At 57.5% G+C, this 11837-nt stretch carries 11 protein-coding genes; 2 read left to right on the plus strand and 9 right to left on the minus strand.

The window, feature by feature from the left end; translation table 11 throughout:
- Positions 1-106 precede the first annotated feature (106 nt).
- Both HX830_RS26990 and HX830_RS26995 read left to right on the plus strand, forming a co-directional pair.
- On the plus strand, positions 107-1135 hold the full coding sequence (locus tag HX830_RS26990) for a Gfo/Idh/MocA family oxidoreductase (RefSeq protein WP_152739846.1): 1029 nt from the start codon (positions 107-109) through the stop codon (positions 1133-1135).
- Positions 1132-2091: a sugar phosphate isomerase/epimerase family protein gene (locus tag HX830_RS26995; protein ID WP_152739845.1), complete on the plus strand. Its 960-nt coding sequence runs from the start codon at positions 1132-1134 to the stop codon at positions 2089-2091. Before HX830_RS26990 ends, HX830_RS26995 begins: the two co-directional genes overlap by 4 nt.
- A 72-nt stretch (positions 2092-2163) precedes the next feature.
- On the opposite strand, the gene HX830_RS27000 is transcribed toward HX830_RS26995, so the two are convergent.
- From HX830_RS27000 to HX830_RS27040, 9 genes are all read right to left on the minus strand, one after another.
- Positions 2164-3162: a 4-hydroxyproline epimerase gene (locus tag HX830_RS27000; RefSeq protein WP_152739844.1), complete on the minus strand. Its 999-nt coding sequence runs from the start codon at positions 3160-3162 to the stop codon at positions 2164-2166.
- A 12-nt stretch (positions 3163-3174) separates the two neighbouring features.
- On the minus strand, positions 3175-4026 hold the full coding sequence (locus HX830_RS27005) for an ABC transporter permease (protein WP_152739843.1): 852 nt from the start codon (positions 4024-4026) through the stop codon (positions 3175-3177).
- On the minus strand, positions 4023-4871 hold the full coding sequence (locus tag HX830_RS27010; RefSeq protein ID WP_152739842.1) for an ABC transporter permease: 849 nt from the start codon (positions 4869-4871) through the stop codon (positions 4023-4025). The genes HX830_RS27005 and HX830_RS27010 overlap by 4 nt, the downstream gene beginning before the upstream one ends.
- The gene (locus HX830_RS27015; RefSeq protein ID WP_152739841.1) at positions 4868-5986 is read right to left on the minus strand and encodes a quaternary amine ABC transporter ATP-binding protein; all 1119 of its coding nucleotides are present in this window, start codon (positions 5984-5986) and stop codon (positions 4868-4870) included. Before HX830_RS27015 ends, HX830_RS27010 begins: the two co-directional genes overlap by 4 nt.
- A gap of 78 nt (positions 5987-6064) precedes the next feature.
- Complete coding sequence (locus HX830_RS27020; protein ID WP_152739840.1) at positions 6065-6913, minus strand: glycine betaine ABC transporter substrate-binding protein; 849 nt, start codon at positions 6911-6913, stop codon at positions 6065-6067.
- A gap of 72 nt (positions 6914-6985) precedes the next feature.
- Positions 6986-8332, minus strand: coding sequence for an NAD(P)/FAD-dependent oxidoreductase (locus HX830_RS27025; RefSeq protein ID WP_177103710.1), 1347 nt, complete (start codon positions 8330-8332; stop codon positions 6986-6988).
- A complete protein-coding gene (locus tag HX830_RS27030) occupies positions 8329-9846 on the minus strand; it encodes an aldehyde dehydrogenase (protein WP_177103713.1) in 1518 nt (505 codons plus the stop codon). The genes HX830_RS27025 and HX830_RS27030 overlap by 4 nt, the downstream gene beginning before the upstream one ends.
- Entirely contained in the window at positions 9839-10750 is a 912-nt protein-coding gene (locus tag HX830_RS27035) for a dihydrodipicolinate synthase family protein (protein WP_152739837.1), read from the minus strand. Before HX830_RS27035 ends, HX830_RS27030 begins: the two co-directional genes overlap by 8 nt.
- On the minus strand, positions 10747-11460 hold the full coding sequence (locus HX830_RS27040; RefSeq protein ID WP_177103715.1) for an FCD domain-containing protein: 714 nt from the start codon (positions 11458-11460) through the stop codon (positions 10747-10749). Before HX830_RS27040 ends, HX830_RS27035 begins: the two co-directional genes overlap by 4 nt.
- Between the last annotated feature and the right edge of the window lie 377 nt (positions 11461-11837).

An 11837-nucleotide genomic window follows, 5' to 3' on the forward strand; every position in this document is an offset into this window, starting at 1 on the left:
GAATCACATCAGAAACAGGCGATGGTAGTCGTTGAAGGATGATTTCGCGCTGCAGATAATCGCCCCACAACAACCAAAACAAACTTTGCAAGGATCGCCCCACATCATGAGCATACGAATTGCCGTCATCGGCGCCGGCATCATGGGGGCGGATCACGCCCGTATCATCGCCCAGGACCTGCCGGGCGCCACCTTGCAGGTGATCTGTGACGCGTCCCCGGAACGCGCCCGGGAAATCGCCGAGCGTTACGGCGCCGCAGACGTTTCCAGCGACCCGATGCAGACCCTGGCGCGGGCCGATGTGGATGCGATCATCATTGCCAGCCCCGACGAGACCCATGCCGTACTGTCGATGGCCGCGATCAATGCCGGCAAGCCCGCCCTGTGTGAAAAGCCACTGTCGCAAAGTCCGGAAGAATGCCTGGCCGTGATCGACAAGGAGACATCCCTGGGCCGCCAGTTCGTGCAACTGGGCTTTATGCGCCGCTTTGACCCGGCTTACCGGGAAATGAAAAGCGCCTTGCAGGACGGTGTTATCGGCCGCGCGGTGATGATGCACAACTTCCATCGCAACGTCGAAGCGCCAGCCAACTTCAGCGGGCAGATGGCAATCAGCAATTCCGCACCCCATGAATTCGACGTGGTGCGCCATGTGCTCGACACCGAGTACAGCGCCATTTCGGTGTTCCAACCCGCGCGGCGGTCGACTCTCGGCGTGGGCGCCCCGGTGTTCATGGTGCTGGAAACTCGCGACGGCCACTTGGTGAACATCGAAATCAACAACAACGCCCATTACGGCTACGACGTACGCGGCGAGTTGGTGGGCGAGCAAGGTTCGGTGCAACTGGCCGGCCCCGTTCACACCCGGGTCAACACCCAGAGGCAGGCCGCAGAGCGCTATGCCGCTGACTGGCGCCCGCGCTTCGCCGAGGCCTACCGCCTGCAAGACAAGGCGTTCCTGGCGTTCGTCAATACCGGTGTGTTCCCGGCCCACGCCGCCAATACCTGGGATGGCTACTGCGCCGCCCTGGTCGCCCAGGCAGGGATTCAGGCCTTGAGTGAAGGCCGCCGCGTCAGCTTGCGCGCCCTAGACACCCCCGCCCTGTACTTGTCACGCGAAGGAGCCTTGTCATGAAACTGGGATTTGTCACCGACAGCCTGGGCGCGCTGCCCTTTCGGGACGTGCTCAGGCACGCAGAACGACTGGGGGTCTCTGGCCTTGAAGTGAACACCGGCGGCTGGTCCACCGCACCACATTTCAACCTGGCGCAGATGCTCGACAGTGCCGCGAATCGGCGCGAATTCAAGCGCGCTTTTGAAGAACACAACCTGGAAATCATTTCCCTCAACGCCAACGGCAACCCACTGCATCCCACCCAACCGGAACAGGGCCAGTGCCTGAAGGACACCATTCGCGTGGCAGGTGAACTGGGGATCAAGACTGTCTGCGCGATGTCCGGTTTGCCCGAAGGCCAGGCCGGCGACCGCATGCCCAACTGGGTGGTGGCGTCCTGGCCGCCGGAGACCCAGACCATTCTGCGCTACCAATGGGAAGAGCGGCTGCTGCCATTCTGGAGCGAAATCGCCGACCTGGCCCAGGCACATGGAGTGGAGCGCATCGCCCTGGAGTTGCATGGCAACCAGTGTGTGTACAACGTGCGGGCGCTGCTGAAATTGCGCGAGGCCATCGGCCCGGTGATCGGCGCCAACCTCGACCCTTCGCACTTGTTCTGGATGGGCGCCGACCCGTTGGTGGCTGCCGAGGCACTGGGCGAGGCGATCTATCACGTGCACGCCAAGGACACCTTGCTCAACGCCCCACTGCAGGCCGTTGATTCACTTCTGGAAAACGGCTCGCTGATGGATATCCCGGCGCGCAGCTGGTCCTACATCACCCTGGGTTTCGGCCACGGCGAGCAATGGTGGCGGCAGTTCTGCTACCGCCTGAAAATGGCCGGCTACGATGGCTGGCTGTCGGTTGAACACGAGGACGTGCTGCTCAACAGCCTTGAGGGCCTGGAAAAATCCGTGGCCCTGCTCAAGGGCGTGATGCCGGTTGCCGCCGGCGACTTCAAACCCCAGGCCATCTGACCCTGGCCGAGAAAATAATACCGTCGACCAGACACGAAAAAGCCCTTGTTCCCGGCACCAGCGCTTTACCGATCAAGCAAGCTGAAAGCCATGACGTAGAGGGTCTTTATCGTCGACAAAAATAGTGTTGTGCCCGGTAATCTGCGCCCAGCCACCGATACTCGGTCGGATACCATCGAACGTCCCGACCTTGACCGATGCTTCGACCTTCCCTTCGAAGACCGTCCCGATCAAACTTTCATTGCGGAATGTATCGCCCACTTTCAACCGGCCTTTGCCAAACAGCTGGGCCATCCGCGCGGACGTCCCCGTGCCACCGGGTGAGCGATCAATGGCCTTGTCACCATAGAACACCGCAGCGCGCCCATCGGCTGCCGTGCTGTGCTCGTCGTCACACCAGATAACATGATGGACGCCACTGATCCGGCTGTTCTCAGGGTGCACCGGGGCACTGACGCCGGCCAGGGCCGCACGCAGTTTCTGACTGAGGTTGACGATCTCCGCCGTGCTCAATCCGCGCAAGCCGGCCCAGTTTTCCTGTGGCTCGACGACCGCATAGAAATTGCCACCGTAAGCGATGTCGACAACGAGCTCACCGACCCCAAGCACCTCCACCACCACATCGGCACTGTGCAAATAACTGGCAACGTTGAACAAGCGAATGGAGTCAACAGATTCGCCGTTCATGCTGTAGTCGACATCGACGCGCCCCGCCGGCGTCTCGATGGCCAGCTTGCCAGGTTCGCGCGGTGTGATCAGGCCTTCCTCGATCACCACGGTAGACAAACCGATGGTGCCCGCGCCGCACATGGGCAGGCAGCCGCTGACCTCGATAAACAATGCGCCAAAGTCACAGTCATCACGCACGGACGGATAGATGATGACGCCCGACATGATGTCGTGCCCCCTGGGCTCAAACATCAACGCGGTTCGCACCCAGTCATGCTCGCGAACAAAAATCTCCCGGCGCTCGGCCATCGAGACCAACGGCAACAGCGGGCCACCGCCGGCCACCACTCGAACCGGATTGCCGCAGGCATGTGAGTCAATGCAAAAAAAGCTGCGTCTCATACTGGAACCCTTTCAAAGAAGCTTGCCTGGGGAGTGACGCTGCAAGGCGCCGCGTGACAGACGATCCAGCAGCAGCGCAACGGCGACAATCGCCAGGCCGGCACGCAGCCCCAGGCCCATCTCCATCCTCGAGAGACCTCGCGTCACTTCCGCGCCGAGACCGCCGGCCCCTACCAGGCCTGCCAGTACCACCATTGCCAAGGACATGAGGATGCATTGGTTGAGACCGACCAACAGCGTTGGCGTGGCCGTCGGCAGCTCAATCTTGAACAGGATGTCCCTGGGCGAAGCCCCGGACGCCTGCCCCAACTCAAGCAAATCTTTTGGCAACTGCTTGAACGCCAGGGTTGTCAGCCTGAGCATCGGCGGAATGCCATAAACAATGGTCGCGATAATGGCCGGTACCCGCCCCAAGCTGAACAGCATCACCGCGGGAATCAGGTAAACCCATGGCGGTACCGTCTGCATGATGTTGAGGATCGGCAGGAACGCTTCATCCACCCGCTTCGCCCGGGCGGCCAGCACTCCGAGTGGAAAGGCAATGGCCACCGATATCAGAACCGCAACCGAGACCAGGGCAATGGTCTGCATGGAGGCGACCCAGAGGCCGGAGAACAAGCAAAAAGCCAACATCAACGCCGCGAATACAGCGATGCGTTTGCTGGCCAAAAAGAACGCGCCGACAACGACGATACCGATGAACAGATACGGGTGGGGACCCAGTAACGTGGCCTCTACCGCCCCCAGCACCGCCTCGATGACCTGGCTTATACCTTTGAACAAACCGTGCAGATGGGTGTTCAACCAGTCAACTGCAGGCGCCAGGAACTCGCCCGGGGAAAATTGAATGTCAGGCGTAGTCATTGGCTTTCTCCCATCCGCGAGCGTGCAGCGTGCTGCGCCAACCGATCCAGAATCATGGTCAGAATGACAATGGCGATGGCCGCATTGATCGATTTGGCAATATCCAGGGTGCGAACCGCTGCGTAAATCGACTCACCCAGGCCACCGGAGCCGACGATGCCGGCAATCACCACCATGCCGAATGCCATCATCAAGCTCTGATTCACCCCGGCCATGATGCTTGGCTTGGCGAATGGCAAGCGGATCTTGAAGAACATCTGCCAAGCGGTGACGCCACTGGCCTCCCCCAACTCGATAAACTCCCGTGGTGTCATGCGAATCCCCAGGGAGGTCAGGCGTATGGCCGGCGGAACGGCCACGATAAAGGTGGCCAACAGCGCCGTGGCCGGGCCGTAGCCGAGCAAGGCGATGGCCGGCAATAGATAGATGTAGGGAGGCATGGTCTGGATCAGATCCAGCACCGGGTCGACAACGCGATCCACTGACGGTGCAAGGCCGGCCAGCACGCCCAATGGAATCGCGACCAACAGCGCGAGCACGGTGGCCGTCAGCACCAGGGCGAGGGTGCTGACCGTCTCCGGCCACAAGCCGATCACGTTGCAAAACAACAGCGCCAAACCCGCGAGCAGCGCGAACCGAACACCGACCACCCGCCAGCCTATCAACGCAATGGCAATCGCGATGAGGTAATACGGCGGATAGGCAATACACCAGAGCACGCTTTTGTAAATGCCCGCCAGCAGTGCGTTGACGGTGTCGAACAAAAACTCGCCGTGATCCGATAGCCATTCCAGACTCGAGTCGACGACCGCGTCGAACTGATTGGAAAAGTCCGGGATGCTCATGTCGATGCCTCCAGAACAGTCGCTGTGGACGAAGCCGCGAACTCATTCGGAATGCCTTGAACGCCACGCAGCAGATCGCGCGGCGTAATGATCCCGACCACTGCACAGTTATCAACGACCGCAAGCGCATCGCGCTCGGACTTCATCGTCAATCCGATGAGCTCGTTGATATCGGCGCCGAGAGAGGTTTTGCTGAGCCTGGAGATGTCGCAACCAGGGTTCGCCACCGTGTACGCCTCTACAGGTGTCATAACCGAATGAGCCCTGACCAGATGCAGCCTGGAAATGCCCGCCACAAACTCCGCAACGTAGTCGTCAGCCGGTTTGAGAACGATCTCCTCGGCAGTACCCACCTGGATGATCACGCCGTCCTTCATGATCGCGATGCGATCACCGATGCGGATCGCCTCGTCCAGGTCGTGGGTGATAAACACGGCGGACTTGCCCAGCTCCTTGGTCAGTTGGCGAAACTCATCCTGCAACTGCCTGCGAATCAACGGGTCAAGCGCGCTGAACGGTTCATCCATCAAGATCACTTCGGGATCGGCGGTGATGGCTCGTGCCAACCCCACACGCTGCTGCATACCGCCAGACAGCTCGCTGGGATAACGCGCGGACCAATCGCTCAACCCGACCTTGGCCAACGCCTGTTCGGCCACCTTGTAACGCTCTGCCTTGCCCACGCCTTGTACTTCCAAGCCGAAAGCGGTGTTCTCCAACACGGTTCGATTGGGCAACAACGCGACGCTCTGAAAGACCATGCCGATATGACGTGCCCTCACCTCACGAAGCTGTGCCGCGCTAAGGGCTGACAGATCCTTGCCTTTAACCAGGACCGTCCCTGAGCTCGGAGTGATCAGCTTGTTGAGTAGCCTGATCAGGGTGGATTTGCCACTGCCGGACAAGCCCATGATGCAAAAGATTTCGCCGCGGCGAACCTGAAGACTGACGTCGGAGACGCCGACCACGCAGCCGTAGTTTTGCAGGATCTGGGTCTTGGTGAGCCCCTGCTGAACGACAGCATTCATCGCGGCAGGTGCGGCTTTACCGAAGATTTTCCAGACTGACTGGCAATCTATCAGCACTTCGTTGGTGTCTATTTTGGCCGTTGTCATTTTCGTAACCCGTGAACCAGTTTTCTGGCTTCTCTAATGAATCAAAGAGCGGCAGTGGCAATAAAACAAAGGTTGCAATCAGTTCTTGATGTTTTCCCAACGTTTGAGCAACTCGGTGTGGCTATCGGTCCAATCCTTGACCGCCTGCTCCATGGTCTTGCCGTCCTTGACTTCAGCATTCATCGCGGTGATATCCGCAATGGGTACATACACGCTGGCCATCAGTTCGCGGACACGGGGGTTGCCTTCGGCAAAGCCCTTGTGGCCAATCCAGTAGTAGCCCTGCAACGGCGGGAAAATGCCTTTGGGATCTTTCAGGAATTTAAGATTGAATTTCTTGGTCATCCAGGACGGATCCCAAACCGTTACGGCCACCCACTCTTTACGGTCGACGGCCGATTTCAACGCCGCGGTCATGGCGGTGGTACTGCCCTCGACCAACTTGAGCTTGAGGTCATAGGCCTTAACCACATTGTTGGCATCGCTCATCAGCCCTGAGCCTGGCTCAATGCCGATAATCTTGCCGCCGAGTTTTTCCGAATTGGCATTCAGCTGGTCAATGGAATCAATGTCCACATAGCTGGGTACCGCCAGGCCTTGGTAAAGACCGAAGGAGACGGGCGATATTTTTTCGATCTTGTTCTTGTTTTTGTTCCAGTAATCGTTCGCTGCATAGTCCGTCTGCGACGCCAGGACCTGAACATCGCCTTTACTTAACGCAGCGTAGGCGATGCCCCACTCGGCAAACTCCACAACTTTCACGGTGTAGCCAGAATCTTCCAGTACCTTCTTGGTAATTCCCGTAATCGGCGTCAAATCCTCCCAAGTCATCGTCCCCATGGTGATGTTTTTTTCTTCGGCGTGAACGGGCAAACACATAACGCCAGCCACAGCGACAGCGCAGAATGCCTTCCAAATCTTTTTCATGGCGTACTCCGATCTACGGTTAAAACTAGAGATTAGGCTTTTATGAAATAAAAGCCGGTTGTTTGGAACCCTTTAGCTCTCTCGCCCTGCTCTCAGCGCCTGCCAATGAATGACTGAATTAACACCCAGCTTTGTGAGTAACTTGGGTGGCAGCCTACTTGGCCCCGGCGCTTGACTAAAACTTTCTAACATTCTGGAATTCGTACCGGTGGCCAAGTCGGCGGCCAGCACACCCGCCAGGGTGCTCTTCACCGTTCCCAAGCCGTTCTCGCAGCAGGCTGAATACAGGTTTTCTTCTATTTCGCCAAAGGCAGGGGCGCTATTGCGGCTCAAACAGAGACGTCCAGCCCAACTAAATTCCAGCGGTGTCGATTTCAACTCGGGAAACCGCGCATCCAGGGAGTGCCGCTGTTCTTCAGCGACGGCCGCCACACGCTTGGATGTCACCTGAATGCTCGGGTCATAGGTGAACTTTGTCCGGATCACAATGCGTGAAAGACCCTGTGAAGTTATTTTCCGAACGGTCGCGCCCATGGGGTCGGCGGGCAACAACGCCCATTGGTCCCTACCGCTGACGGGGCGTCCAAACTCTTCATGACTATAAGCCGCGGTCATCGATGCATAGGTAAACACATGCAACAGGCGACCTTGAAAATGGCCAAAGTCCTCGATATGGCCATTGACGGCGAGAATGACCTTGGGCGCGCTGATCACCCCACGGTGAGATTTCGCCCGCCAACTATTTCCCGACCTGGACAGCTCAATAATCGGTGAACGCTCATAAAAACTGATGTACTTATCCAGGCCAAAGGCCAGATCCCTAATATATTGAGCGGGCTGAATCATTACCGCGCCAGGCGTGTAAAGCCCACTGTGGTAATAACGTGAGCCGGTGATCGCCTGCATCTGTTCGGCATCAAGTAGTTGGTATTGCTCGCCAATGCTTTTAAGCGACTGGGCATAGTTATCATTGAGCTTCACGCCCCGCTCCGTGGCCGCAGCATTGATCTTTCCAGACGGATCAAAAGTCTGCGCGGACATTCCGTATTCACGTGCCGCGTCAGCTGCAAAAGCGATAGCAAAGCGGTTCTGGGCGATTTCCAATGCGCTGGCAGACTCACCCGCCACCGAATACTCCCCGGATGAAAGACTGTGAGGCACATCGATCATGAACCCCGAGTTTCTGCCTGCCGGGCCCTTCGCGACTTCATGGGCATCCACGACCGCGATGCTATCGCCGGGATGCAGTTGTGACAGTCGACGAGCGGCGGAGAGGCCGGCAAAACCGGCACCAATAATCAGCCAATCCGCCGTCACGGTTCCATCAAGCATGCGGACAGGCGCAGTGCGTGTGGAGATCGCCTCCCACCCTGAAACCCCGGTATCGACCGGAAGGCGCTTGATGGTGTGGGTGCTCATTTTTCGGTCTCTTCATCCGACCGATCAGACACATCGATCCAGATGGTTTTGATTTCGGTGTATTGATCGTGAGCAAAAATCGATTTGTCCCGACCGCCGAACCCCGACGCCTTGTAGCCACCAAAAGGCGTGGACGCATCGCCCTCGCCAAAGCAGTTCACGGTGACGATTCCGGCGCGAATCTCTCGCGACAGTTTGATTGCGCGTCGCAGGCTGCCGGTGTAAACCGACGCGGCCAGGCCATAGACCGTGTCATTGGCCAGGGCAATCGCTTCGGCGATCGTGCTGAACGTGGTGACCGAAAGAATCGGGCCAAAGATCTCTTCCTGGAACAAGCGGCTCTGGCGATCGACACCGTCAATCACTGTCGGCTCGACAAAGGCACCCTCTTCAGTGCCGCCGCCGTACACAACCTCTAGTTTTCCAGCGGTGGCATGCTCGAGGTACGACTTCACTTTGGCGAAATGCTCGGGACTGACCAGTGCTCCGACACGGTTCTGCGGATCAAGGGGATCGCCCATTTTCCATTCGCGGATGTAGGCCCCCATGCGCTGCAGCAGCTCATCCTTCACCGATACGTGGACAAGCAGACGCGAGGTCGCGGAACAGTTCTCGCCCATGTTCCAGAACGCGCCGTTGACGACATGCTGGGCAACCAGATCCAGGTCTTGCGCATCGTCCATCACCACGGCCGGATTTTTCCCCCCGCACTCGAGGACGATACGTTTCAAATTCGAATCGGCCGCGTAATGCAGGAACCGCCGACCGGTGGCGGTCGAGCCAGTGAAGCTGACCATGTCGACGTCGTGATGCAAGCCAATGGGCTCGCCGACATCCTTGCCGGTACCCGTGACAATGTTGAGCACACCGGCGGGAACACCGGCCTCAAAAGCGAGCTGCGCGACCCGCAATGTCGTCAGCGTGGTCTGCTCCGCGGGTTTGACGATAACCGAGCAACCCGCGGCCAGCGCCGGGCCGATTTTCCAGGCCAGCATCAACAGCGGGAAGTTCCAGGGCAGCACGCAGCCGACCACGCCAATCGGCTCGCGAACAACCAGGGTCAGTGCGTCATTGCCCACTGGAGCGGTGTTGTCATAAATCTTGTCGATCAACTCCGCGTGCCAGCGCAGGGTGTGAATCGTGTCCGGAACATCGACCAACTGACATTCACTGACGGGCTTGCCACTGTCGAGGCTCTCAAGCACGGCGAGTTCGTGTTGATGGTGTTCAAGCAGATTGGCGAATTTCAGGAGAACGGCTTTTCGCTCCCGGGGAGAAATCGATCTCCAGCGCCCGTCCGCAAATGCCTCTTTGGCGTTACTCACCGCATCATCGACATCTGCCGACGCGCAGGCGGCGACATTGGTCAGGCACTCACCGGTCGCCGGATTGGTCGTGGCGAACGTCTTGCCAGAAATCGCAGGTTTGAACGCGCCATTGATGAAGGCGTTGGCAGGGAACGAAATAGCCTTGGCGATGGCGGCATATTCGGCCTTGCTCAGAAGATCACCCATGGCTGGCTCCTGAAGCGATGCTTGCTACGTTGCGTTTCAACTCGGCGATGACCGATTTAAGCTTTTGCTTTTCTTCTGTATCGAGAGGCTGAAGCGGCAAACGCACGTCACCGACGTTCAGCCCGTCAAGCTCGCAACCATACTTGATCGACTGCACGAACTTGCCGGCATCCAATGCATTCATCAGCGGCATCATCGCCGACATGATCTGGCGGCCTTTGTCGAAGTCTTTCTCGATCACACAGGCTTGATAAAGTGCCACATGTTCCCTGGGCAGGAAGTTAGACCCGGCACACACCCAGCTTCTGGCGCCCCATGCAAAAAACTCCAGTGCTTGATCGTCCCACCCACAGGACATGGCAATCTGCGGGAATTTGCGCGCCAGCAGATGAACACGGCCCATGTCGCCGGAGCTTTCCTTGATCGCCACCACGTTTTTCGATTGGCTCACACGGGTGAGGTAATCTTCGTCCATCGACACGCACATGCGACCGGGGTAGTTGTAAAGCATGATCGGCAAATCGGCGGCGCGATCGACAGTCAGTGCGTGTATCGCGTTTTCCTGAGAAGTCGGCAGCGCGTACGGCGGAGAAGTGACGAGAATGGCGTCTGCTTGGATGGCTTTGGCATCCTTCGCGTACTGAACCGCCTCTTCAGTGCGAATGGCCCCGGTACTAATGATCAGTTGCACCCGCGTGCCGATGAGGTCTTTTGCGTAAGCGGCCAGCTCGGTGCGCTCTTCTGAAGTCTGCGCATAATATTCGCCAGTCGACCCGCCGATAATAATGCCGTGGACCTTCGCCTCGATCAGCGACTCCAAGACTTGCGAGTAGACACTCCAGTCTATTTCCCCATCCGGCTTGTAAGGCGTGATCGCTGGCGTATAAATACCTTCAAATTTCAAGACGATTTCTCCGGAAATGAATTGCGTGGAAGATCAACGAGCGCGTCCGCCTTGATGCCTTGCGGGGCGATAAAAATTTCCATGTTTTCTCGGGACAGCTCCCAATGTTCAAACACCAGATCAACGACGGCGCCTTCATCACGACGCTCAAGGGCCTCGATAAATAAATCATGGTGCCCCGCAGACAGCTCAAGACGTTCTTCCATGTCCTCGTTTTGAGGTCGGAAAAATGTATTGCCGATTCGCGAGTGATCAATGAGCAATCGTTCCAAACTGGGTTGGAGATATTGGTTGCCGGCCATTTCGCCCATGATCGCGTGAAAACGATTGTTCTCGACGACCATGGCCAATGCCTCCCTTGACGTGGTGGCCAGGCGGAACCGGTGCTGGGTGTCCTTCAGATCAATCAGTTGACGCGGCTTGAAATTTTGCACCGCCAGGCGGCCGATGGCCGCATACATCATCGGTGCAACCAGGAAGAAATTACGCAGGGTCGAGTGATTCATTGGAATCACCCGAGCACCGCGGTTTTCCCGAATATCGACATAACCTTCACCGGCCAAGCGGCGGAAGACTTCGCGGACGGGCGTTCGGGACAAGCCATAACGTTCGCTGAGAATGACTTCATCCAGCGCTTCGTCGGGATCCAGTTCCATTGTCAGAATTTGCCGTTTCAGGTCTTCGTAGAGACAAGTTTTGCCGTTTTTCACAAACGACCTCCTGAGGTAGTTTTGGGGTCAGGCGCGGCTGACCGATGAGTCGAGACTCGCATGGGTTTTAGAGGCGGTCAATAGATTGTATTTTTGTTGTATACATAGAAAACACATAATAAATTTGTACTTTATAGAAACTTATCCTTTAAATTCATTAAGTTATAATAAACCTCAAAAAACGACAGCGTCGGTTACAGGAAAGGATCGAGTCGTTTTTGGAACGCTTTTTCCTAGACCATTCGATAATAGAGCTTATTGCCAAGCGCACTTTCGTGGAGCCGCGGTTGGCCCCATACGACACGCCAGGCAGCGTTTGCGACATGCCTTTGAACGCGCAAGGACCGCGCCCACCTGTCATCGCCAATGTAAAACTG

This window comes from Pseudomonas gingeri, assembly GCF_013385425.1.
In the GTDB taxonomy this organism is placed as follows: domain Bacteria; phylum Pseudomonadota; class Gammaproteobacteria; order Pseudomonadales; family Pseudomonadaceae; genus Aquipseudomonas; species Aquipseudomonas gingeri_D.

What these genes read in the sequence shown, in the direction of transcription:
- HX830_RS26995 (WP_152739845.1), top strand. Translation starts at nt 1,132, where the DNA reads ATGAAACTGGGATTTGTCACCGACAGCCTGGGCGCGCTGCCCTTTCGG.
- HX830_RS27000 (WP_152739844.1), bottom strand. Translation starts at nt 3,162, where the DNA reads ATGAGACGCAGCTTTTTTTGCATTGACTCACATGCCTGCGGCAATCCG.
- HX830_RS26990 (WP_152739846.1), top strand. Translation starts at nt 107, where the DNA reads ATGAGCATACGAATTGCCGTCATCGGCGCCGGCATCATGGGGGCGGAT.
- HX830_RS27005 (WP_152739843.1), bottom strand. Translation starts at nt 4,026, where the DNA reads ATGACTACGCCTGACATTCAATTTTCCCCGGGCGAGTTCCTGGCGCCT.
- HX830_RS27020 (WP_152739840.1), bottom strand. Translation starts at nt 6,913, where the DNA reads ATGAAAAAGATTTGGAAGGCATTCTGCGCTGTCGCTGTGGCTGGCGTT.
- HX830_RS27025 (WP_177103710.1), bottom strand. Translation starts at nt 8,332, where the DNA reads ATGAGCACCCACACCATCAAGCGCCTTCCGGTCGATACCGGGGTTTCA.
- HX830_RS27030 (WP_177103713.1), bottom strand. Translation starts at nt 9,846, where the DNA reads ATGGGTGATCTTCTGAGCAAGGCCGAATATGCCGCCATCGCCAAGGCT.
- HX830_RS27010 (WP_152739842.1), bottom strand. Translation starts at nt 4,871, where the DNA reads ATGAGCATCCCGGACTTTTCCAATCAGTTCGACGCGGTCGTCGACTCG.
- HX830_RS27015 (WP_152739841.1), bottom strand. Translation starts at nt 5,986, where the DNA reads ATGACAACGGCCAAAATAGACACCAACGAAGTGCTGATAGATTGCCAG.